This is a genomic window from Bradyrhizobium sp. LTSP857, from assembly GCF_000938285.1.
Classification (GTDB): domain Bacteria; phylum Pseudomonadota; class Alphaproteobacteria; order Rhizobiales; family Xanthobacteraceae; genus Bradyrhizobium.
On the sequence record NZ_JYMS01000007.1, the window covers coordinates 152,123 to 174,184 of the forward strand.

The following is a 22,062-nucleotide window of genomic DNA, read 5'->3' on the forward strand; positions in this document are numbered from 1 at the left end:
TCCGTAAATGAGGGAATTATGCCATTTTGGACGCAAGGGCATCATGCCAGTTTGCCGGCGTCAAGCTCATAGTTGGAGGCTCTCATGTCGCAACCGCTCCAGATCGGACTTTTGATGTTCCCGCGCGTCACCCAGCTCGACTTCACCGGCCCCTTGCAGGTGTTTTCGTCCCTCCCCGGCGCGCAACTGCACCTGATCTGGAAACGCATCGAGCCGGTGCCGAGCGATTCCGTGCTGACGCTGACACCGACCATGACGTTCGCGGATTGCCCGCAACTCGACGTGATCTGCGTGCCCGGCGGCCGCGGCACCGACGACCTGCTCAATGACGAGGAGGTGCTCGGTTTCCTGCGCAAGCAGGCCGAGGGCGCCAAATACGTCACCTCGGTCTGCACGGGATCGCTGGCGCTCGGTGCCGCCGGCCTGTTGAAAGGCTACCGCGCCGCCACCCATTGGAGCGCGATGGAGATGCTGAGCCAGTTCGGCGCGACGCCGACCAAGACGCGCGTCTGCATCGACCGCAACCGCGTCACCGGCGGCGGCGTCACCGCAGGGATTGATTTCGCGCTGACGCTGGTGTCGATATTGGTCGACCGCACCACGGCGGAAGCGATCCAGCTCGGTATCGAGTACAATCCCGCACCGCCGTTCAATGCAGGCTCGCCCGACACCGCACCGGCCGAGGTGCTGGCCCTGGTGAAGGAGCGCATCGCGCCAAACCAGGTCCGCCGTCTCGATGCGGTCAAGCGCGCGGCAGCGCGGGTGATGTAGCTTCGCGGGTCATAGCGCTACGTCCGTGTCCCGGACGCGGTGCAGCGTGCAACGCTGCGCCGCTGAGCCGGGACACGAGAGTAATTCACACAGCCCCAGAACAGAAAAAGGCCGCTCGGTTTCCCAAGCGGCCTTTCCTGTCTTACGACGGCGCACATTCTCATCGGGCGATTTCGGAACTTCCAGACCGGGGGCCTATCTCCCGATCGAGTCCTGGTCGGCGGCCGCTGCATTTCGGGACAGTCGCGAACTGTGGCCCGAACCGAACGCGATGGTCTCCCATCTCCGTAAGATGGGATCATTGAGCCGTACTGCCCGCACGAGCGCAACGCCCGCGCATGCACCATCCCCGCTGTTCCCGTTGTCCACAGCGGAGGATGCGGATGCGAATGCATAGAAAGTGGGAACAGGGCCACCATCAAAGTGATGGAGGGGCCTTTGTTTCATATCGCACCGCTGACGTGCGCCGGATGTTGAGGATGCGCGACCGTGTGGGGTGTAATCGTGTAGCCAAAAGGGTCGCGAAACGCGAAGTAACGGCCAAACGGCCCGTCTTTCGGCGCGAAGACGATTGGCGTCCCGTGCTCGACAAGATGGTCATGCAGCGCGTCGGCGTCATCGCAGCCGAACCAGATAGCGACGCCCAAGCCGAGCCTGTCCGTCTCCTTTAGGTCGACCAAGGGCTTGCGAACGGCGAACGGGACCGGCTTGGTTTCGAACACCACGGCGCCTGGTGGGCTGCCAGCGGCGACCTTCAGCCCGACGACTTCGGTGTAGAATGTCCGCGCAGCGTCGAGATCTTCAGTTTGAATGCCGATAAAATCGGGTCCGATCAGATGGGGCATGGCTGGTCTTTCCTCGTGCCTCGCAAGCCTATAATATCAGGTAGACTGATATAATGTAAGGTAACCTTATATGTCAAGGCATGAGGCTCGGTCGCGGATGGGCGATCCCTACGCGACGATCGGCTTTGCATTGAAGCAGGCTCAACAAGCACTGCGCACCCGCCTGGACGCTGGACTGCGGGAGATTGGGCTAACCACGCCCCAATATGCAGTGCTCGCTTTTCTGGAGGTCGACGCGGGTGCTTCGAACGCCGCGCTCGCGCGCCGTGCCTTTGTGACCCCGCAGACGATGCAGGCAATCCTGGTGGCACTCGAACGCGCAGGCCTCATCGCGCGGACACCCCATCCCGAACACGGACGAGTTCAAATGACCGAGCTGACGGCGAGAGGTCGGGGAGCATTGGAAGCGGCCACCGGGATCGTGGCCGATGCAGAAGAACGTCTACGAAACGCTTCGGCGCCTTTTGATCCCCAGGCCGTCGCTGCGATGCTGCTACGACACGCCGAGGCGCTTCGTTGAGTAGCGAACGATCGCTTCTTTAACGTCCTGCTAAAGAGCGGTCATTCAGCTTCCGCGTTCCGTTCGCCCAGAAGCTGCCTGTCTCACCAGGACCTGGGGTGAGGTGCGTCAACGCGCCGCTATCAGAGCCGACCTCATACGAAGTGCAGCGCGGCTCTATGAGTACACGCCCTAGCGTCCGGGCGTCCAGGGCTGGTAGTCGCCGGTCGCCTTGGGGCGCTTGCCGCTGGCGAGCGTCGAGCCCTCGGGACGATAGGCGTTCGGCGTGCCGGTGGGGTTCGGCTGATGCGGCTTCTGCCATTCGCGCGGCTGGTAGTTCTCCTCGGTCGGCGGCACATCGACGACGTGATGCATCCAGCCGTGCCAACCTGTCGGAATGCGGCTCGCTTCCGCATAGCCGTTATAGATCACCCAACGCCGCTCGAAGCCGAGCGCCGGATCGATCGCGCCGCCGCGGGTGCGGTAGTAGCGGTTGCCCTGCTCGTCCTCTCCGACCAGCTCTCCGTACCGCCGGGTCCAGAGTTGGGTGCCAAAGGTCTGGCCATTCCACCAGGTGAAGACTTTGAGGAAGAACTGTTTCATGCGCCAAGGGCCCTGCTTCGTAGGGTCCTGATGCCACCCGGGCAGTCAAATGTCCAGTTCGGACGGCGCAGCCGCGCCCCACGCAAGCCAAACGCCGCGACGCCAGCGCGGAGGCTGCTGCAAAATCGACGCGATCCGTTCATGCCGGGTACAGCGGCCGCATGGAAATCTGCCTTTCACACGCACACCGGCGTGATCCTAGGAACATTTGGCCCTTTCAAAGGGTTTGCTTCCAGGAAAAGGAGTTGCAAATGAACAGTCTGAGATTATTGAGCGCCGCTGCAGCGTTGGCGCTGGTTCTGCCGATGGCGACCCCGAGCTTCGCACAGGGCCATGGCGGCCACGGCGGCGGTGGTGGCGGTCACGGTGGTGGCGGCGGAGCTCACTTCGGAGGTGGCGGCGCCCGAATGGGCGGCGGCGGCTTTGGCGGTGGTGCCCGGATGGGTGGTGGCGGCGGTAATTTCGCGGCTGGCGCCGCAGTGCGCCCGAGTGGCGGAGCCGCCTTCAACGGCGGTGGCCGCAACTTCGCAGCCGGCAACAACTGGCATGGCGGCGGCGGCGGCGGCAACTGGCAGGGCGGCGGCTGGCGTCGCCATGGCGGTGGTGGCTTCTGGCCTGGCGTCGCGGCGGGTGCTGCGATCGGCGGGCTCGGCTCCTACGCTTATTACGGCGGCGGCTATTACAACGATCCCTCCTATTACGCCGACGACAGCTACTACGACGAACCGTCAGTGGCGGTGGTGCCCGACTCCGGTGGCGACGCCACCGGATATTGCGTCCAGCGCTTCCGGTCTTACGACCCGGCATCCGGGACCTATCTCGGCAATGACGGCCTGCGGCATCCCTGCCCGTAAGCCGGCCTGAAGCACGTAAACTATGACGTCATCCTTGGGCGGCGCCGGTGACTATCGGCGCCGCCCATTCGATTTGGCTGCGTGCTTGCCGTTCTCCAGCTTGCGGTACAGCTCGAGCCACCGCCGCTCTCAGGCCGTCAGCGGCTCTCCTTCGAACGACGACGCCGGCTGTCCCTCCTCGTCGAGCGGCGCCGTCGCGTCGAGCCGTTCGAACTCGGCAAGCTCATCCGGCGTCATGCAAACGGCAGCAGGCGCCTCCACGCATTTGAGACGATTGGTCTCACGCGATGGCCTCGACATCACTGCTCCGAACCCGTTTCCCCGACTCGCATGCTGCCGATCGCTGCGATCAGCCCGGCGAGCTCTGCTTGCCGCCCGGTCGCAGTCTTGGCGAAGACGCGGCGCAGATGGGTCTTGATGGTGTTCGGGGAGAGACTGAGGGATTGCGCGGTTTCGCGGATCGTGTTGCCGGAGGATGCTGCAAGCGCGACCCGCGCCTCGGCGTGCGTGAGGCCATACGCATCCCTGATCCGCTCGAGCGGGATCGATCGCCGGTTGGCGGGATCGATGACGAACAGCAATACCGCCGCATCTTTCACGCCGGCGTCCGACAGCCGCCCGAGATCCTTGCTCCGGATCGAAGAGATGAGAATCGTCAGGAGCCGGCCATCGGGATTGCGCGGCAGGCTCATGGTGCCACCGGCGGCTCCCTGGAGTGCCGCGCGGATCAATTCGTTGAGCCGCTGCGAATGCGCGGGTGAATGGGTCGCGATCGATTGATGCAGCCGCAACGATCCCTCCTCCGCCATCCGGCGTGACGTTACATTGGCGAACAGCACGTGCGCCTTGCGATCGAGCACGATGACACCATCGGCCAGCCGGTCGAGGATATTGAATGCTGCTTGCTGCATGGCCAGATAGCCGTCGATCCGAAATCCGAGCGTCACCGACCGGCACAGATGTGGAGACAACCATTCCAGAAGCCGCTGCTCGTCGGGATCGAACGGACCCCGCCGCACGCTGCGACACATGTTGAAGGCGGCACGAAAGTCCTGGCGCGCCGCGAGCGCCATCATCCCGTTGTGCCCGACCTCCTGTGGCCGCAGCACCTCGTCGTAGAAAGCGGATGCCTGAAGCTCCCCCAGCGAGACCGCTTCATCGGACATCACCAGCCGCCCGGTCGGCTGATGCTCCATGTGCAACGACCACGGATTCTGCATGTGCCGCTCCTGGTAGGCGCGGTTGCACTCTTCGTTCAGGCGTCCGTTGAAATCGAAATAGATGCGTTGGGCGGTGTAAGACTGGCCGAACAGGATGCCGCCCTCGCTGCGTGTCAGATCGGCGATCGCGGTGAGCGCATGCGGCCATAGATCGTTCTCGGCCGCCGCGTCATAGATCAGGTCGAGGACCTTCTCGATCCGGTCGCTGGACAATGTCACCGCACTCCCCCTGCCCGAACTCGACACCAGCCCGCGGCTGCATGCGCGATCCAAGGAGGTCAGGTGATCTTATGGCGACCGGCGATGGGACGCCTCACCCTATCGGGTGACGGCCAGCGTTCGAGACATCGGCAAATCCCGCGCCGCGTCGATGCCGACCGGGTGGCATTGGTCGGCAACCCTCGTCATGCTCCGGTCATGTATCCAGAAGCCGGCGAACAAGACGGCGAGGACGATTGCATAGACCGCGCAGGAACGGCGCGCCCATCGCCGATATGTCGAGCGATCTTCCTCGTTCAGGTCTTGCACGTCCTTCAACGAGCGCAGTCCATGAAGCGAGAGTCTGGTCATCGCGGAACCTCCCACACACGGTTCTGCAATATGTCGCCCCGGATTGCGCGTCATCATCCCGTTGGGTGAGGCACGCGTGTAACTCCGATGCTCGGAGCTGCTTTCGCTGGTCGTGCGGATTTGTCTCAACTTGTCATTGAAATCCGACGAAATTCACCCTGCCGCATGCCCCCGCAGACGGCCAAGGCGGTTATGATGCCCCCGGCGCCGGCCGTGGGGCTTGGAACTCGCAACCCGGCTATGCATTGCGCAGTGCATATCCACCTTGATCCAATCCAAAATTGACCCGGTGCACGATTCACCTATATCACCGATGGCTGTGGGGACTTCGATTTGCTGGGAAATGTCATGCCGCGTATCCTCGTGGTAGACGACGATCCGATGGTCGGCGCGACCATCGAGGTCCTCCTCCAACGTCAGGGCTTCGACGTCACGTTGACCGATGGCGGCGAAACGGGGCTGGCTGCGCTGGAAGCGCAGACCTTCGACGTGATGCTGGTGGACATCTTCATGCCGCATATGCGCGGCTTCGAATCCATCCGGATATTCCACGAGCGCGCGCCGGCTATACCGCTGATCGCCATGTCCGGCTACGCCTTCGCCTCGTCCGCCTCGCCCTCTCCGGATTTTCTCCGCATGGCGCTGGAGCTCGGCGCGGCGCGCTGCCTGCGCAAGCCGTTCACGCCTGAAACGCTATTGACCACGATCCGGGAATGCATCGCCGGTCCCAGCGAGAGTGCACAGCCGAAGGACACGAAAGAAGCCCCTTGATCCCCTCGCAGCGTGTCATTCTCGGTGCTGGACTTGCCATCCTCCTGATCATCACCGCCGCCTCGATCGGCCTCGACGTCAAGTCGCGGTCGGATGCGGCCTGGGTCAACCACACCGTCGAGGTGCTGAAGAAGATCTCGGACGTGCACCTGCTGGTTCGCCGCGCCGAGAGCGCGCTACGCGGCTACGAGATCTACCGCACGGCAGGCTTCATCGACGAATTCCAGGCTGCCCGCGGCCAGATCGCACCGGCGCTCGGCGACCTCAGGCTTGCCATCCGCGACAACCCCGACCAGGTGACGCTGATGGAGGCGACCGAGCCTCTCATCCTTCGGCGCATCGAGGTCGCAGCCGAATCGCTTCGGCTGCGCACGAATGGCGATAATGAGGGCTCCAACGCGCTGAGAGACCGCGGCGAGGGACGCGGCCTGATGGAGACGCTCACGGGAAATCTGGATCGGCTGGCCGCGGGCGAAGAGAAGCTGCGCGCCGCCCGCGAAGCGGCCTCGCGCCGGACCGGCATCGTACTGCTCGGCATCGACGTCATTGGCGCGCTGGTGATCCTGCTGCTGGTCGCCATGCTCTTGCGCGAGAGCCAGCGCACCACCGTGCAGCTCCAGAGCTCGCTGCACGAGACGCAGGCCGCCAAGGAAGTGCTCGAGGCGGCCGTCGCCGAGCGCACCGAACACCTCGTCACCGCGCATGACGAGCTGCGCCTGTCGGTCAACGTGCTCCAGAGCACGTTCCGCAGCATGGCGGAGGCGGTGCTGGTGATCGACAGCGAGGGCAACGTCCTGTTGTCCAATCCGGCTGCGGAACGGATGTTGCTGCATCGAGCAGGAATGAACCTGCGCAATCTGCGCGCCCTATCCGACGTCTTTCACGGCGACGGCGTCATGCCGCTCAAGCCGGCCGAACTGCCTTCCGCGCGCGTGCTGCGCGGCGAGAGGTTCGAGGATCTCGAGATGATCGTCCGCCCGCATGACGGCGGTCTGGCCCGACATCTCATGATCAGTGGCCGGCCGATGCTTGACGCGCAAGGCGCGATCTCCGGCGCGGTGCTGGTCTATCACGATGCGACGGCCTCGCGCGAGACCGAGCGGCAATTGTACCAGTCGCAAAAGCTCGACTCGATCGGCAAGCTGACCGGTGGTGTCGCGCACGACTTCAACAACATGCTGACGGTGATCTCCGGCAATACCGAGACGCTGGTGGCGAGCCTGAAGCAGCAGCCCGAGCTCCAGCGCGTGGCGCGCCTGATCGACGATGCCGCCGAGCGCTGCGCCGAGCTGATCCAGCACCTGCTCTCCTTTGCCCGCAGGCAACCGTTGCAGCCGCGCAACGTCGAGATCAACGCCGCGATATCAGACATCGCAAAACTGCTGCGTCCCACGCTCGGTGAGCAGATCCAGATCGAAACCATCCTCGAACAGGGGCCGATGACGGCGCATATCGATCCGTCCAGGCTGACCAACGCCGTGCTCAACATGGCGATCAACGCCCGCGACGCGATGCCGAACGGCGGCAAGCTGCTGCTCGAGACGCACAGGGCCGTGCTGGACGAGGCCTATGCGCAGGCCAACCCCGACGTGCGGCCCGGCCCCTACGTCATGCTCGCCGTCAGCGACACCGGCACCGGCATGCCGCCGGACGTCCAGGAAAAGGCGTTCGAGCCGTTCTTCACCACCAAGGAGGTCGGCAAGGGATCGGGCCTTGGCCTCTCCATGGTCTACGGCTTCGTCAAGCAGTCCGGCGGCCACATCAAGATCTACAGCGAGCAGGGCCACGGCACCACGATCAAGCTCTATCTGCCCCCGGGCCAAGGCATGGCCGAGATCACAAGCCCCGCCGCGCCGCAAGCCACAGGCGGCGTCGAGACCATCTTCGTCGTCGAGGACGACACGCTGGTGCGCAACTTCGTCACCGCGCAGCTCCAGAGCCTCGGCTACCAGACGGTGGCCGCCGCCGACAGCAAGGCTGCGCTGCAATTGATCGAGGCCGGCCAGGCCTTCGATCTCCTCTTCACCGACGTCGTCATCCCCGGCGGCATGAGCGGGCGCGAGCTCGCCGAGGAAATCGCGAAGCGCCGGCCGGGCGTGAAGGTGCTCTACACCTCCGGCTACACCGACAACGCCATCGTCCATCACGGCAAGCTCGACGACGGCGTGATGCTTTTGACAAAACCCTATCGTCGCAACCAGCTCGCCGAGATGATCCGCAAGGCACTGAACGGCGGCGGGATGACGGGCTAACGCGTCGCCAGCACCACGCCGGCGAGCGTGAAGATCACCGCGGCGATCTGCCCCGGCCCCAGCGGCTCGTGCAGGGCGATCGCCGAGGCCCCCACGCCGATCACCGGCACCGCCATGGTGCCGATCGCGGCCACCGAGGCCGGCAGGCGCGATAGCGCGGCGAACCAGCTGACATAGGCAATGCAGAACTGCACCACCGTTGAATAGGCCACCAGCCCCCAGCCGATTGGCGTCACCAGGTCGAGATGCGAGGTCTCGATGGCAAGGCCGACGATCGCGACCGGCAGGCAGCCGAGCCCGATCTGCCAGGCCGCCGCCGTGATCGGCGGCAGGCGGATCGGGTATTTCTTCAGGAGCACCGTGCCGAGCGCAAAGCTGGCCGCGCCGACCAGCGCCATGATGATGCCGGGGAGTTTGGCTTGGCTGGCGGCAAAGCCGTTGCCGCCCATGATCGAGGCCAATCCCGCAAAGGCCATCAACAGCGCGACGGTCCGCAGCACGGTCGGCCGCTCGCCGAGCACGGGCCAGGCGATCAGCGAGGCCCAGACCGGCATGGTGTAGGCGATCAGCGCCGCCTCGCTCGCCGGCAGCCAGAGCAGCGCGAGCCCCATCAGCACCATCCAGCCGGTGACGTTGAGGAGGCCTGCGACCAGGAGCCGCGGCCAGATCTCGGGCGGGACCTTCAGGCTATCGCGGCGGACCAAGGCGAGCGCCGCCAGCAGCACCGCCCCGAGCACGCCGGTCACCCCGCGCAGCGTCAGCGGCGGCAGCTCGCCGAGCAGGAACTTTGTCACCGGCCAGTTGAAGCCCCAGCCGACCGAGGTGATGGCAAGGAACATCAGGCCGGCCGGTGCGATGCGCGGCCGCAGCACCGGCTGAGTCGAATCAAGCATGTGGGGTAGTCCGGCAAAATCGCGGTCAGCTTGGCGCGGATTCGCCCCCCGCACCACCACCTCAGCGGGCATGCCTGCCCTCACCTTCCGTACCCCTACGTGAGTCCCGCCGAGACAACCCCGCTCCTCAAAAATATACCGGCCCTGTGAACAGCGGGGTGAAGCCTCCGTATGGTCACGGGATGCAAATTTTTTTGGTTTCGAATCCTTCAGGACTCACCGATACTTGCCCCCACAACAGGCGCGGGCTTGCCCCCTGTTATCCCCCACAATCCACCATATTTAGTATTTGATTCAGGAACTCGCACTAGTTCTTGACGGGCGCAACGGAGAGTCCTAGCTTTCGGTCCGTTCGGCGCGAGTGTGTTTGCGTCCCGCCGGCACTCCCCCAAAGGGTCCGCAAAACATCACTCCGCCAGGCCAGACAAAGGCAGCGGGATGAGGGCTTGTCTGCCCTCGAACAGCGGATCTTTCGGGCGCCAGAACGGGCCGGCAACAGGCTCGGACGGCAAGGTTGAATATGTAGCGTTGAGGCGTTGAACGCATGTCGCGCACATCCCGTTGGGGCGGATGGGTGTGGACATGCCGGCAGAGGTGAGGTGCTCGCACCAAGCCATCGCGCCGGGAGAAACAGGGCCGGATCCACCGGCTTGAACTGCGAAGCCTTGAGGCCGAACGGCCCGTCGAGGATTCGCGAAACGAAATAGCGACCCAGGCGCCTTGCGGAGGCGGTCTGGCGAAATAAAGGACGGGGCAAGACCATGCGGATTGAGCGGCGCCACACCACCCAGGGACAGTCACCTTACGCCGGGATCGATTTCCGGCTGACCACGTCGGAGATCCGGAATCCCGACGGCTCGGTCGTGTTCAAAATGGACAACGTCGAGGTGCCGACCGAATGGTCGCAGGTCGCCTCCGACGTGCTGGCCCAGAAATACTTCCGCAAAGCCGGCGTCGCCGCGCGCCTGAAGAAGGTCGAGGAGGAATCCGTCCCCTCCTTCCTGTGGCGCTCCGTGCCCGATACCGAAGCCTTGGCCGCCCTGCCCGAGAAGGAGCGCTATGTCAGCGAGCTCTCGTCAAAGCAGGTGTTCGACCGTCTGGCCGGCTGCTGGACCTATTGGGGCTGGAAGGGCAAATATTTCACCTCCGACGAAGACGCGCAGACGTTCTACGACGAGCTCCGCTACATGCTGACCAAGCAGATGGTCGCGCCGAACTCGCCACAATGGTTCAACACCGGTCTGCATTGGGCCTATGGCATCGACGGTCCCGGCCAGGGCCATTATTACGTCGACCCCTTCACCGGCAAGCTGACCAAGTCCAAGTCGGCTTACGAGCATCCGCAGCCGCATGCCTGCTTCATCCAGGGCGTCGGTGACGACCTCGTCAACGAGGGCGGCATTATGGACCTCTGGGTCCGCGAAGCCCGCCTGTTCAAATACGGCTCCGGCACCGGCTCCAACTTCTCGCGCCTGCGCGGCGAAGGCGAAAAGCTCTCCGGCGGCGGCCGCTCGTCGGGCCTGATGAGCTTCCTCAAGATCGGCGACCGCGCAGCCGGTGCGATCAAGTCGGGCGGCACCACCCGCCGCGCCGCCAAGATGGTCGTGGTCGACGCCGATCATCCGGATATCGAGACCTATATCGACTGGAAGGTGAAGGAGGAGCAGAAGGTCGCAGCTCTCGTCACCGGATCCAAGATCAACCAGAAGCACCTCAAGCTGGTGCTGAAGGCCTGCGTCAACTGCGAAGGCTCGGGCGACGATTGTTTTGATCCGGAGAAGAACCCTGCCCTGCGCAGGGAAATCAAGCTGGCTCGTCGCTCGCTGGTGCCCGACAACTACATCAAGCGCGTCATCCAGTTTGCCAAGCAGGGCTACAAGGACATCCAGTTCGACGTCTACGACACCGACTGGGATTCGGAAGCCTATCTCACGGTTTCGGGGCAGAACTCCAACAATTCGGTCTCGCTGAAGGACGATTTCCTCCGCGCGGTGGAAACCGATGGCGACTGGAATCTCGTCGGCCGCACCACGAAGAAGATCACCAAGACGCTGAAGGCGCGCGACCTCTGGGAAAAAATCGGTTACGCCGCCTGGGCGTCGGCCGACCCCGGCCTGCACTTCAACACCACCATGAACGACTGGCACACCTGCAAGGCGTCCGGCGACATCCGCGCATCCAATCCGTGCTCGGAATACATGTTCCTGGACGACACGGCGTGCAACCTGGCGTCTGCGAACCTGCTGACGTTCTACGACATCCCGACCAAGCGTTTCGACGTCGAGGGTTACGAGCACCTCTGCCGGCTCTGGACGCTGGTGCTCGAAATCTCCGTGATGATGGCGCAGTTCCCGTCGAAGGCGATCGCCGAGCTCTCCTACGAGTTCCGCACGCTCGGCTTGGGCTATGCCAATATCGGCGGCCTGCTGATGACCATGGGCCTGCCCTATGACTCGAAGGAAGGCCGTGCCATCGCCGGCGCGCTGACCGCGATCATGACCGGCATCACCTACAAGACCTCGGCGGAGATGGCTTCCGAGCTCGGCACCTTCCCCGGCTACAAGAAGAACGCCGCGCACATGCTGCGCGTGATCCGCAACCACCGCCGCGCCGCCCATGGCCAGTCCAACGGCTACGAGGCGCTCTCGGTCAACCCGGTGCCGATGGATCTGATCGCCTGCCCGCAGGCCGATATGGTCAAGCATGCGCAGGCGGCCTGGGATGCAGCGCTCGAGCTCGGCGAGAAGCACGGCTATCGCAACGCCCAGACCACGGTGATCGCGCCGACCGGCACGATCGGCCTGGTCATGGATTGCGATACCACCGGCATCGAGCCTGATTTTGCGCTGGTGAAGTTCAAGAAGCTGGCCGGTGGCGGCTACTGGAAGATCATCAACCGGGCGGTGCCGGCAGCGCTTCGCGTGCTCGGCTATCGCGAGAGCGATATCGCGGAGATCGAGGCCTACGCCGTCGGCCACGGCTCGCTCTCCAACGCCCCCGGCATCAACGCCTCAACGCTGCGCGCCAAGGGTTTTACGGATGAAGCGATCGCCAAGGTCGAGAAGGCCCTGCCGACCGCCTTCGACATCAAGTTCGCCTTCAACAAGTGGACCTTTGGCGAGGATTTCATCCGCGACCAGCTCGGCATCGGTGCCGAGGCCATCGCGGCTCCCGGCTTCGACCTGCTCCAGGCCGTGGGCTTCACCAAGCGCGAGATCGAGGCGGCCAACGTCCACATCTGCGGCGCGATGACGGTGGAAGGTGCTCCGCACCTCAAGGCCGAGCACTATCCGGTGTTCGACTGCGCCAATCCCTGCGGCAAGATCGGCAAGCGCTATCTGTCGGTCGAGAGCCACATCCGCATGATGGCGGCGGCCCAGCCCTTCATCTCGGGTGCGATCTCCAAGACCATCAACATGCCGAACGACGCCACGGTGGAGGACTGCAAGTCCGCCTACATGCTGTCGTGGAAACTCGCATTGAAAGCCAACGCGCTCTATCGCGACGGCTCGAAGCTCAGCCAGCCGCTCAACTCGCAGCTCATCAGCGATGATGAGGACGAGGACGATGCGGTCGAGAATCTCTACGAGAAGCCGATGGCGGCACGCACCGCCCAGGTCTCGGAAAAGATCGTCGAAAAGCTGGTCGAGCGCATCATCGTGATGCGCGAACGCGAGAAGATGCCGGATCGCCGCAAGGGCTACACCCAGAAGGCGGTCGTCGGCGGGCATAAGGTCTACTTGCGAACCGGCGAATATGACGACGGCCGCATCGGCGAGATCTTCATCGACATGCACAAGGAAGGCGCGGCGCTGCGCTCCTTCATCAACAACTTCGCCATCGCCGTGTCGCTGGGTCTCCAGTACGGCGTGCCGCTCGACGAATATGTCGACGCCTTCACCTTCACCCGCTTCGAGCCGGCGGGCCCCGTGCAGGGCAACGACAGCATCAAGTACGCGACCTCGATCCTCGACTACGTCTTCCGCGAACTGGCTGTGAGCTACCTCAGCCGCTTCGATCTCGCCCATGTCGATCCCAGCGAGACCGGGTTCGACGTGCTCGGCAAGGGCGTCGAGGAAGGCAAGGAGCCGGACGATCACGGCCACCGCGCGTCCAAGCTGGTGTCGCGCGGCCTCACCCGCTCCCGCACCGACAACCTCGTCGTGATGCGCGGCGGCTCGGCTGCGGTCGCGCAAGGCAACGACAGCGCCCCGAGCGGCGGCTCCAAGGTCACGTCACTCGCCTCCCACGGCGCAGGCCGTGCCGGCGACGTCCTGGAAGGCGCGGTCGCGCTGAAGCAGGAAGTGGCCCACGACCTGTCCCCCACGGAGAAGCTCGAAGCCCTCCAGTGGAGCAAGTCCGGTGCCGCACAGATGGCCGCTCCCAGCAAGGCCGAGCGCCGCGCGGAAGCCAAGGCCAAGGGCTACGAAGGCGAGATGTGCTCGGAGTGCGGCAACTTCACGCTGGTGCGGAATGGCACTTGTATGAAGTGCGATACTTGCGGAAGCACGACGGGGTGCAGCTAAAGCAAACTGGCAAGAGGCGGCACAAACATTGTGCCGCCTCAAACCAACGAACTCTCCAGCGATGAAGAAAAGCACGACATATCATAGCTGACGTGTGGAGGAGCCTCCCTCACCCCACCGCCTTCACTTGGCTTAATGAGTCCGCGTCCTAGTTAAAGGCGGTCCGGCTTCTGGAGCGGTTCAGAATTTATGGCGGTGCACGACGAAGACGGAATCGAGCGGCGTGGCCTGATGTTCGTGCTATCGGCGCCTTCGGGTGCCGGCGCGACCACGCTTTCAAACCTTTTGATGGACCGCATGCCGGGTCTGCGAAAGTCGGTCTCGGTGACGACGCGCGCGATGCGTCCTGGCGAGGTCGACGGCCGAGATTATCTGTTCGTCGACAAGGCCCGCTTCGAGGACCTGGTCAAGCGCCATGAGCTTCTGGAATGGGCAACTGTGTTCGGTAATCGGTACGGCACGCCGCGCGCGCCGGTCGAGGCCGCGCTGTCGGCGAGACAGGACGTACTTTTCGACATTGATTGGCAGGGCACGCAGCAGTTGCGCGAAAAAGCGCGTGCCGACGTGGTCAGCGTGTTCATTCTGCCGCCGTCCCTGGCCGACCTTGAAAAGCGGATGCATTCGCGCGCGCAGGATTCGGCGGAGGTGATCCGGGGGCGCATGAGCCGCGCCGGCCACGAATTGAGCCATTGGCCTGAGTACGACTATGTCGTCATCAACCACGATATCGATGCTGCATTCGCTGAAGTGCAGTCGATCCTTCAGGCCGAGCGACTTAAGCGCGAACGGCGGGTTGGGCTGCCCGATCAGATCCGCACTCTCGGTGCCGCGATCAACAACTTGTCCACATCATCGCATGACCAAGATTTGAGATCGGCAGATGACAATAATCAGCCATGGCCTCCCGCAGAGCCGCCTGGCGAGGCGTCTGCTGAGGACAATTTATCTCGAAACAGCGAACGCCCTGGTACCGTCGATCTTACTGCTCGTAGTCAGGCCATTGGCTCTCCCGGTTCGGGCACCGTCCGAACCTTTCAGGGTGACGTCTTTCAGGGTGCCTCTTTCCGAGTTGAAACGAACGCGCCACAGTCATGGGAGGCTGCCTTTGAGTTGCTGCAAGCGCGGGTCGCTCTATTAGAAACTGCTCTGGCGTCTCGACCGACCGGAATGGGCCACAATCAGGGTCCCACCCTTGACGACGGACTGAGCGTTGACGAAGCGGAAATTCGACAGTTCATCTCGCTCCTAAAAGAGCAACCTCCAACGGGGCCCGTTGACGGGCCGAAGCTACTCGAAGCCGCTCAGATAGCTGATCCCGCAAAAAACAAATGGCGACAGCGAGTAGACGAACTTTCAATGAGTGCAGTGAAGGGCGGGGTGACGGCTGTTGGCAAACATGTTGTCGAACACCTCATGCACGCTCAGTGGTTTTCTTCCGTCTATTCAGCACTTGAAGCGGTATTCGACGTTCTGAAAAGTTGTTTTTGAATAACGGTGACAGTGCGCTCAACTTACCCGCTCCGTCCTACCAATCTGCGGATTCGGCTAGCGTTTGGTGCACAAGTGTCAACTTTCACCGTAATCGCAGACTGGTTCCAGCTTCGTTGCTCATCAACACCCTGCCGCCGAATTGCCTTTGCGGTCGAGCCCTTCCCTTCTAAACTCCCGACACCACCGGCATGGGTTCCGACGGGCCTGGTAGACGCGGAGTCAAATTATGCCCACACCGGAGAGCTTCCCGATCGAGAAGATTTTCGTTCCCACGAAAATGAAGAAAGCTATCAAGCCCGAGATCGTCGGGGAGATCGCGGAAAGCATTCTGGACATCGGACAACAGGCCCCCATTTCCGTTCGGCTCGACGGAGACCGCCTCGTTCTGGTCGAGGGACTGCATCGGCTCGAAGCCTGCAAGGCGCTCGGCGAGACAACCATTATGGGTGTCATCGTCCCGGCGGAGCTTGCTCAACACAAGCCGCTGCTGTCCGAAGGACCCGCAGTCGAGGCAGAACGCATCAAGATGGCGCGATTGAAACAGCTGCGCCTCGAGAAGGAGGCCGCAGAGGCATCGACTTCTGCCTTGAAGGGCGTCAACGCAACGGAAGCGCCGCGCACCCGTCCGACGAAAGGCGTTCGCGACAATCCGAAGGCACCGGGCAATGCGGGATCGACACGGAGAACATTGTCGGACTGGATCACGCAGCAAAAGGGCAGCGGCGGCCGCTATTGATGTCCGGCTGCAGGTCTTGAGCAAGCGTAGCCCGGATGAGCGTAGCGATATCCGGGATCCAACCGCTCGAAGTCCCGGATGTCGCTACGCTCATCCGGGCTACGAACGACCGTTCGGTGTGGCACCTCGATCCGCCCCGCCCCCGAACCCGCCATAATTTCTCCTTCGCACGCGCGTTGTGTTGGACGGCGGCGAAACCTGTCCTTCCAACGATCGGACTGCCGCACTCCCATTGACGCCCGACTGGGTGGAAAGCGCATCGGTGCCTGAAGCGAACGACCCCAAACCTGGTGATCAGAAGCCTGAGACCCAAAAGCCTGATGCGCCCAAGCCCGACGAGGTGCGCACCGATGGCGGGCTGGCGCGGGCCTACGACCAGATCAAGAGCGCAGAGCAAGACCTTGCGCGGCTGGACCGGCTGGTTTCCGGAATGGAACACGGCCGCGAAGGCCCGCGGGCCTCGCAAGCAAGCGCCGGTGCGGAGGCAGCCAAGACTCTTGAGGACAAGACTTCTGAGAACAACACTCTCGAGGACAAGACTCCCAAGGACAGGGCGCCGCCGCCGGATCACAAGCTTCGCGATCAAGGCCTGAAGGGAGATCGGCCCATGCTGCGCGCACTGGTTGGCCTCGTGCTGGCGATCGGCATTCTCGGTGCCGCCTTCGCTTCGCACTATCGTGATGAGGCCAAGACAATCACCAAGTCGATCCTGGCGCGATGGGCTCCGCCGGGCGCGAATGAGCCCCCGCAAGCGTCCGCGGGTGAAAATCCGGCGCAGCCGCGGGCCATGCAACTGGCTGCTGCGGATGGGCCTGGTCCGCTGCCCGCCCCGCCGGCTGGCAAGGAAACGGAAAGCGCTCCAAGAACCGACGCTACAAGACCTGACACCGCTAGAACCGGTGCCACAGCGCCTGACCCATCATCGTCTGATCTCGCGCAATCGCTCAAGACCATCACCAACGAGCTTGCGAGCATCAACGGAAAGCTCGAGCAACTGAAAAGCCGCAACGAGCAGACGCTGCGCGAGCAGGCCGACACCATTCAACAGCTCAAGGCCGCGCAGGAGAAGGATGCGGCGGATAATGCGCGCCTCGCCGCGCAGGTCCAGGCGCTGCAATCGCAACCGACGGCTTCACCCGCACCTGCACCCGCGAAACCGGTCGTGCGGAGCGTGATGAACAACGAGACGGCTGCGCCTGTGCGGCCGCACGTGCAAGCGGCCGCACCTCGGCGGCCGAGGCCGCCGCCGCGAGGACGCTGGATGCCCCCGCCCTATATGATGGACGACCCCTACGGCTATCCGGATTGGTGAAGCCCTAGCGGCGGATCAGCCGACGACGCGGAGTGCCGCTCGCTGGAATTGCTGTGCCAGTGCACTAAACTCTCAGGCTCAACTGACCCAATCTGCCCAGTGCGCTACGTGCACTCGTGGGCCCGCTCGTCCCGCTTCTTCCGAACCTTGGCCAGCGAACGGTTTGCCTGTTCGACATAGCGCTGCGCTTCCTCTCCCCGACGCTCGCGGATGCCTTCGTAGACATGCGACCGCTGCTCGCGCTCCTTGCGGAGACCGATTGCTTTAAGTGCGGTGGAGATCAACGTTTGCCAGTTCATCACAGAACCTTCGCGAACTCCCTACCTCAGGTAGGACAGGTCAAACCCTTCCCGGCCCATCAGCCAGAACGTCCGCTTCCAATCGTCCGTTCCGTCCATAAGGATCGAGTAACCCTCATTCTGCATCACATTCGTCACCAAAGTGTGCTTGTGCAGCGCAGGTCCCCCAACCTGCCTGGCAGAGGTCACACGGTAGATATAGCCTGGCGTAAGCTCCTGCAAAAGCCTGCGGCAACAATGACTTACCACATCAAGAACCAGTCGGGAGCAGTTGGGCGGCAACCAGACTTTTGCAATGTCCCTGTTCATCGTCGATCGGATCGGGACCTTCCCCACCTGATCCAGGATGGTAACTTCATATCCGAATTCGTGGTAGTCGAATGATCTCAGATCCGGTAGCGGCGTCGAATCGCGTCGCGGCGTGAAGCCGACATCGATCAGGGTAAGCCACCGATCATCTTCGCTCAGGCCGATCGGAGCCCGAAGATAGATGCAGCCATCCTCCTCTTCGAAGTCGAGGTCATTCGGTAGGTCGTCGATGCTTCCCAGTAATGCGCGGACAGGCGGCAGGGACATGGACGATACGCTTCTCTCGGCGACCTCTCATTGAAGACCCCGATCTTTGGCGCACACGTCGACGCAGTTCAATCATAAATTGCATCAACAGGACAACTCGGAGGGATGGATCGAAGCGATACCCTCGATCGCTCGGACCGAGATGATGGGTTTCGCAAGGGCTCAACCCATCTTACGTGCTACCTTCCGGACGAGCGAAGGTCTTCGGCGACGCTGTCGAACGGGTTCTGGGTGACGACGGCCCCAAGGCCGCCCTGCTGCGCATCTGCGGATCGGGAGCCTTGGCGCTTGCCGGCTGCGAAAATGTCGTGCACGAGCCCGAGTTTCCCGAGCCCCAGGATGATCAGACCATTGATGTCGATCTCGTACCAGGCGTGCGACAGGTAGGCGTCGCGCGGAAACCGATGATGGTTGTTGTGCAGTCCTTCGCCGAAGGTGAGGATCGTGGTCACCAACTCGTTGGTCGTGCCGTCATTGGTCTCGAAGCGACGATAACCGTAGTTACCGTCGCTATGGCAGACCGAGTTCACCAGCGAGGTGGCCATGGTCATGATGTAGCTGCGGAACAGGCCCGAGAACAGCACGCAGCCGATCATCGTGTGCACGCCGCCGAACGCGTAGCCGATGGCGCCCGGAATGATCACCGCCGACAGCGCGTACCAGTACCAGCGTGTCCGGGTGAAGAACATGGCGATCGGGTCGGCCAGAATATCCTTGGCGTAGTATTCGCCATCAGAGGTCTCCCGGTCCCACACCCAGCCGCCTTGCGCATGCGCCATCCCCTTGGCGAAGCTGGCAAAGCGGTTGCCGGCGCCGTCATAGTAAGGGCTGTGGACATCGCCGGGCTTGTCGGAGTGAAGGTGGTGCCGGCGATGGTTGCTCACCCACTTCAGGATCGAGCCCTGCACCGCCAGCGTGGCGATCGCGGCCAAGATCGTCCGCATGACCGGACCGCAGCGGAAACTGCGGTGCACGAAGTAGCGATGCATGAAGCCGATCCCGACCGTGGTCAGCAGAAACATGCCGACGAAGACCGAAATCTCCACCCAGCCGATGCCTTGCCAGAATGCCCAGATCAGCGCCGCGAACGAACCTCCGACCATAAGGCCGAACGCGATATAGGAATCGAAAAACTTGGCGTCGACCACCGGGCCTTCAACAAGCACGCCGGGTGGCATTTTTGGTAGCGTCGTCTGGTCAGCACCGTCGTCCGACACCACGCCCTGCACTGCGGTCATTTCAGTCATTCCATTTACGCAAAATTAACTATTCTGCAGCGCAACCTACAGCCACGGGTTGTCTTCAGCAAGGACTCGAACGTCCCTGGGAGTGCGGAAAATTACGGTGAGGGTTAACTCTGGAACCAGCCGTCGCTGTGATATCCCCACACGGCCTTAAGCTGGCTGGAGCGACCTGTCCGCCGTAGCTCGAGGAGCGAAGGCGGAACCGGTCCCCCCAAACTCCGTCAGGTCCGAGTTCCGCAAGGGCTCACCTCGCCTTACCCGCACCCACAAAACCCATGCCAAGGAAAAGCACGAGCCTCCTCCCTCGCCTTCGCAGCGTCCGGCGGGGCGCGCGGTGGGCGCGAAAGAATTTCGCGCGCGCACCGCGGATGGTTCGGATCGCGGGCAGCGTGGCGATCCTGCTTGCGGCCCTGGTGCTGGTGAACACCGTCTATCAAATCATCCGCAAGCCGACCGAGCTGTTCGTCCTTGTCGGCAATTCTTTCGACAAGGAGCCGGCCGAGAACTGGCGGCAATACGGGCCGCTGTTTCGCAAGCATTCCACCGCGACGATCACGCCGGAATTGCTGGCCGCGCTGGCGCAGGTCGAGAGTTCAGGCAATCCGGTGGCGCGCACCTACTGGCGCTGGCGATTGAGCCTCAATCCGCTTGCGATCTACCGGCCCGCCTCCAGCGCCGTCGGCCTCTTCCAGATGACCGATCCCGCTTTCGCCGACGCCGCACGGTTCTGCGTCCGCGGCAATACGGTGACGGACAACGGCTGCGGGTTCTCCAGCTTGTATATCCGCGCGATCCCGAGCCACGCCATTGAGCTGGCATCGGTGTATCTCGACCGCCAGGTGGCCGACGTTCTCGCCCGCGCGGGCGATGTGAAGGCAAGCCGCGAGCAGAGGCAGGATCTGGCCGCCTTCATCCATCTCTGCGGCGCCGGTCCCGCCACAGCCTACGCGCGCCGCAAGTTTCAGATGATCGCCGACGAGCGCTGCGGCGATCACCTCGTCGCGGCCTACATCTCCAAGGTCAACGCGATGAAGCGGCAATTTTTGCGGCTTGCGGCGGATGACAGCAATTGAGGAGCGTAGCCCGGATGGAGCGAAGCGTAATCCGGGACCAGCGTTCCTTGTGGCAACACCCCGGATTGCGCTTCGCTCCATCCGGGCTACAAGGACCAATCAATTCCGCGTCCGGGTGGCCTTCACCACCAATACGGCCACCGCCAACCCTCATAGCGGACCCACGACGATTCCAGCGGAGGCCCGTAGGGATCGACGCGGTCGTCCTCAGGGCGATAACGATAGCGTGGAACAACATTGTAATCCCACGGCGTGGGCCTGATCACAGGTGCCGTGACGATAAGCCTCTCCTGCGGTTCACGAACGATGTGAGCCTTCCGCGTCCGGGCGTCAGCACCAGACGTCCCGAGATTGCACAGCACCACGGCAGCTCCGAGAGCGCACGCGACAGTCATGATTTTCATGCGTTGGCCTCCTTGCGAACAGAGTGCAAAAGGACGCAAAGCAAGGCAAGCGAAATTCGCTCTCGGCTCCTGGCGGATTCCTGGCGCGAAGCCCGTAGGGTGGGCAAAGGCGCACTTGCGCCGTGCCCACCATCTCTCAACAACTGCGCCACTCATGGTGAGCACGCTTCGCTTTGCCCACCCTACGCAGCCACCCATCCTACCAGCTCATCTAGGCATTCATTGTCGCAAGGCCGCGTGCTTCCGCATGCGGGACGGCACTTTGAGGCGGGTTGATATCCTTCAGGCTCTCATCGCTTTGATGGACTGCGAGGATGTTGATGCCGAGTGTCATCAACTGGTAGCCGTTGTCCTTCAGCCATTGCTCGAGTTGCCGGATATCGGTCTTGATCTTTTCGATCAACAGGATCGGGCGATACCTCTTGATGGTCTCCCGAGCCCCCTCAAGGGCCTCCATCTCCATGCCCTCGATATCGATCTTGATGAAATCCGTTCGCGGCAGATCGAGATCGTCCAGCGTCATTTTTCGGATGAAGACGGTGTTGTCCTTGTAGTCGATCGGCTGACCGATGAATTCGTTGTTCGGGCGCTGCCGCAATTCCAGGCTGCCGAAGCTGGACGGCGCAAAATAGTTCGGATTTGGAATTTCCATCGTCCCGGATTCGGAGGACACGGCCGCGTGCACCGCCAACGCATTGAAGCAGTTGTTGATGGCAATGTTGCCCGCCAGCGCATAGTAGATCCGCTCCTGGGCTTCGATCGCAATCACCGACCCCCAGCCCGTCATTGACGAGGCCCATTCGATCGTGTGCACGCCGATATTGGCGCCACAGTCGATGGCGATCACGCCGTCACCGTGGTGCTTCCGTCGCAAGGCCAGCAATTCGAGAGCGACCTTGACTTCCGTGGGATCGAAAGCAGCCGTTTCGAGGATCTGAAACCCCACGCCGTAGCCGCGGTCAGGCCCGACCATGCGATAGTCGAAGCGATTGACGATCATCGTTCCGTGGTTGGACGCGGCCAAGACAAAGGCCAGCTTTTGCCCCGCGATCGGCATGGTAGAATCTCCTCACACCCAGAGTAGATTCCACTATCTCAATGCCGGCTTATGCGAAGCTTGTCC

Annotated in this window: 19 protein-coding genes and 1 pseudogene; 10 read left to right on the plus strand and 10 right to left on the minus strand. The window is 62.8% G+C overall.

Annotation, left to right across the window (positions count from 1 at the left end; all coding sequences use genetic code 11):
- Positions 1–84: 84 nt before the first annotated feature.
- Positions 85–771: a DJ-1/PfpI family protein gene (locus tag UP06_RS02170; RefSeq protein WP_045000082.1), complete on the plus strand. Its 687-nt coding sequence runs from the start codon at positions 85–87 to the stop codon at positions 769–771.
- A 443-nt stretch (positions 772–1,214) separates the two neighbouring features.
- Here UP06_RS02170 and UP06_RS02175 read toward each other — a convergent pair whose 3' ends face one another.
- Positions 1,215–1,616: a VOC family protein gene (locus UP06_RS02175; protein WP_045000083.1), complete on the minus strand. Its 402-nt coding sequence runs from the start codon at positions 1,614–1,616 to the stop codon at positions 1,215–1,217.
- 97 nt (positions 1,617–1,713) lie between these two features.
- On the opposite strand from UP06_RS02175, the gene UP06_RS02180 reads away from it, so the two are divergent.
- Positions 1,714–2,136 (plus strand): MarR family winged helix-turn-helix transcriptional regulator, encoded by a 423-nt coding sequence (locus UP06_RS02180; RefSeq protein ID WP_045000085.1) that lies wholly within the window; start codon positions 1,714–1,716, stop codon positions 2,134–2,136.
- A gap of 171 nt (positions 2,137–2,307) precedes the next feature.
- Here the strand turns inward: UP06_RS02180 and UP06_RS02185 are convergent, their stop codons facing one another.
- Positions 2,308–2,718, minus strand: a complete 411-nt coding sequence (locus tag UP06_RS02185) for an NADH:ubiquinone oxidoreductase subunit NDUFA12 (RefSeq protein ID WP_045000086.1) — start codon at positions 2,716–2,718, stop codon at positions 2,308–2,310.
- A gap of 251 nt (positions 2,719–2,969) precedes the next feature.
- Here UP06_RS02185 and UP06_RS02190 point away from each other — a divergent pair, with 251 nt between their 5' ends.
- The gene (locus tag UP06_RS02190; protein WP_045000087.1) at positions 2,970–3,572 is read left to right on the plus strand and encodes a BA14K family protein; all 603 of its coding nucleotides are present in this window, start codon (positions 2,970–2,972) and stop codon (positions 3,570–3,572) included.
- A 129-nt stretch (positions 3,573–3,701) separates the two neighbouring features.
- On the opposite strand, the gene UP06_RS40560 is transcribed toward UP06_RS02190, so the two are convergent.
- The 3 genes from UP06_RS40560 to UP06_RS02200 all read right to left on the minus strand — a co-directional run bounded on the left by UP06_RS40560 (position 3,702) and on the right by UP06_RS02200 (position 5,362).
- A complete protein-coding gene (locus UP06_RS40560) occupies positions 3,702–3,872 on the minus strand; it encodes a hypothetical protein (protein WP_156162716.1) in 171 nt (56 codons plus the stop codon).
- Positions 3,872–5,011, minus strand: coding sequence for a helix-turn-helix transcriptional regulator (locus tag UP06_RS02195; protein WP_156162717.1), 1,140 nt, complete (start codon positions 5,009–5,011; stop codon positions 3,872–3,874). Before UP06_RS02195 ends, UP06_RS40560 begins: the two co-directional genes overlap by 1 nt.
- Positions 5,012–5,110: 99 nt before the next feature.
- Complete coding sequence (locus tag UP06_RS02200) at positions 5,111–5,362, minus strand: hypothetical protein (RefSeq protein ID WP_045000090.1); 252 nt, start codon at positions 5,360–5,362, stop codon at positions 5,111–5,113.
- A 348-nt stretch (positions 5,363–5,710) separates the two neighbouring features.
- On the opposite strand from UP06_RS02200, the gene UP06_RS02205 reads away from it, so the two are divergent.
- Positions 5,711–6,133, plus strand: a complete 423-nt coding sequence (locus UP06_RS02205; protein WP_045000092.1) for a response regulator — start codon at positions 5,711–5,713, stop codon at positions 6,131–6,133.
- Positions 6,130–8,385, plus strand: coding sequence for a CHASE3 domain-containing protein (locus UP06_RS02210; protein WP_045000094.1), 2,256 nt, complete (start codon positions 6,130–6,132; stop codon positions 8,383–8,385). The genes UP06_RS02205 and UP06_RS02210 overlap by 4 nt, the downstream gene beginning before the upstream one ends.
- Here the strand turns inward: UP06_RS02210 and UP06_RS02215 are convergent.
- The gene (locus UP06_RS02215) at positions 8,382–9,278 is read right to left on the minus strand and encodes a DMT family transporter (RefSeq protein WP_045000096.1); all 897 of its coding nucleotides are present in this window, start codon (positions 9,276–9,278) and stop codon (positions 8,382–8,384) included. The genes UP06_RS02210 and UP06_RS02215 overlap by 4 nt on opposite strands.
- A 761-nt stretch (positions 9,279–10,039) precedes the next feature.
- Here UP06_RS02215 and UP06_RS02220 point away from each other — a divergent pair.
- The 4 genes and pseudogenes from UP06_RS02220 to UP06_RS02235 all read left to right on the plus strand — a co-directional run bounded on the left by UP06_RS02220 (position 10,040) and on the right by UP06_RS02235 (position 17,343).
- The gene (locus UP06_RS02220; RefSeq protein WP_045000098.1) at positions 10,040–13,804 is read left to right on the plus strand and encodes a vitamin B12-dependent ribonucleotide reductase; all 3,765 of its coding nucleotides are present in this window, start codon (positions 10,040–10,042) and stop codon (positions 13,802–13,804) included.
- A gap of 189 nt (positions 13,805–13,993) precedes the next feature.
- Positions 13,994–14,626 (plus strand): annotated as a pseudogene (gene gmk, locus UP06_RS02225) (guanylate kinase); the annotation flags it as partial.
- A gap of 895 nt (positions 14,627–15,521) precedes the next feature.
- Complete coding sequence (locus UP06_RS02230) at positions 15,522–16,031, plus strand: ParB N-terminal domain-containing protein (protein WP_045000100.1); 510 nt, start codon at positions 15,522–15,524, stop codon at positions 16,029–16,031.
- A 262-nt stretch (positions 16,032–16,293) separates the two neighbouring features.
- Positions 16,294–17,343, plus strand: coding sequence for a prolipoprotein diacylglyceryl transferase (locus UP06_RS02235; RefSeq protein ID WP_245305378.1), 1,050 nt, complete (start codon positions 16,294–16,296; stop codon positions 17,341–17,343).
- A 104-nt stretch (positions 17,344–17,447) separates the two neighbouring features.
- Here UP06_RS02235 and UP06_RS02240 read toward each other — a convergent pair whose 3' ends face one another.
- The 3 genes from UP06_RS02240 to UP06_RS02250 form a co-directional block, all read right to left on the minus strand.
- Positions 17,448–17,642: a hypothetical protein gene (locus tag UP06_RS02240; protein ID WP_045000102.1), complete on the minus strand. Its 195-nt coding sequence runs from the start codon at positions 17,640–17,642 to the stop codon at positions 17,448–17,450.
- A 21-nt stretch (positions 17,643–17,663) separates the two neighbouring features.
- A complete protein-coding gene (locus UP06_RS02245; RefSeq protein WP_045000104.1) occupies positions 17,664–18,218 on the minus strand; it encodes a hypothetical protein in 555 nt (184 codons plus the stop codon).
- A gap of 179 nt (positions 18,219–18,397) precedes the next feature.
- Positions 18,398–19,456: an acyl-CoA desaturase gene (locus UP06_RS02250; RefSeq protein WP_045000106.1), complete on the minus strand. Its 1,059-nt coding sequence runs from the start codon at positions 19,454–19,456 to the stop codon at positions 18,398–18,400.
- Between the two features lie 281 nt (positions 19,457–19,737).
- On the opposite strand from UP06_RS02250, the gene UP06_RS02255 reads away from it, so the two are divergent.
- Positions 19,738–20,535 (plus strand): transglycosylase SLT domain-containing protein, encoded by a 798-nt coding sequence (locus UP06_RS02255; RefSeq protein WP_045000108.1) that lies wholly within the window; start codon positions 19,738–19,740, stop codon positions 20,533–20,535.
- 615 nt (positions 20,536–21,150) lie between these two features.
- On the opposite strand, the gene UP06_RS02260 is transcribed toward UP06_RS02255, so the two are convergent.
- Entirely contained in the window at positions 21,151–21,996 is an 846-nt protein-coding gene (locus UP06_RS02260; RefSeq protein ID WP_045000109.1) for an FkbM family methyltransferase, read from the minus strand.
- Positions 21,997–22,062: the final 66 nt, after the last annotated feature.

Bases quoted from the DNA above. Each gene is read 5' to 3' on its own strand.
- UP06_RS02170 (WP_045000082.1), top strand. From the start codon at position 85: ATGTCGCAACCGCTCCAGATCGGACTTTTGATGTTCCCGCGCGTCACC.
- UP06_RS02175 (WP_045000083.1), bottom strand. From the start codon at position 1,616: ATGCCCCATCTGATCGGACCCGATTTTATCGGCATTCAAACTGAAGAT.
- UP06_RS02180 (WP_045000085.1), top strand. From the start codon at position 1,714: ATGGGCGATCCCTACGCGACGATCGGCTTTGCATTGAAGCAGGCTCAA.
- UP06_RS02185 (WP_045000086.1), bottom strand. From the start codon at position 2,718: ATGAAACAGTTCTTCCTCAAAGTCTTCACCTGGTGGAATGGCCAGACC.
- UP06_RS02190 (WP_045000087.1), top strand. From the start codon at position 2,970: ATGAACAGTCTGAGATTATTGAGCGCCGCTGCAGCGTTGGCGCTGGTT.
- UP06_RS40560 (WP_156162716.1), bottom strand. From the start codon at position 3,872: ATGTCGAGGCCATCGCGTGAGACCAATCGTCTCAAATGCGTGGAGGCG.
- UP06_RS02200 (WP_045000090.1), bottom strand. From the start codon at position 5,362: ATGACCAGACTCTCGCTTCATGGACTGCGCTCGTTGAAGGACGTGCAA.
- UP06_RS02205 (WP_045000092.1), top strand. From the start codon at position 5,711: ATGCCGCGTATCCTCGTGGTAGACGACGATCCGATGGTCGGCGCGACC.
- UP06_RS02215 (WP_045000096.1), bottom strand. From the start codon at position 9,278: ATGCTTGATTCGACTCAGCCGGTGCTGCGGCCGCGCATCGCACCGGCC.
- UP06_RS02220 (WP_045000098.1), top strand. From the start codon at position 10,040: ATGCGGATTGAGCGGCGCCACACCACCCAGGGACAGTCACCTTACGCC.
- UP06_RS02230 (WP_045000100.1), top strand. From the start codon at position 15,522: ATGCCCACACCGGAGAGCTTCCCGATCGAGAAGATTTTCGTTCCCACG.
- UP06_RS02240 (WP_045000102.1), bottom strand. From the start codon at position 17,642: ATGAACTGGCAAACGTTGATCTCCACCGCACTTAAAGCAATCGGTCTC.
- UP06_RS02245 (WP_045000104.1), bottom strand. From the start codon at position 18,218: ATGTCCCTGCCGCCTGTCCGCGCATTACTGGGAAGCATCGACGACCTA.
- UP06_RS02250 (WP_045000106.1), bottom strand. From the start codon at position 19,456: ATGACCGCAGTGCAGGGCGTGGTGTCGGACGACGGTGCTGACCAGACG.
- UP06_RS02255 (WP_045000108.1), top strand. From the start codon at position 19,738: ATGCCAAGGAAAAGCACGAGCCTCCTCCCTCGCCTTCGCAGCGTCCGG.
- UP06_RS02260 (WP_045000109.1), bottom strand. From the start codon at position 21,996: ATGCCGATCGCGGGGCAAAAGCTGGCCTTTGTCTTGGCCGCGTCCAAC.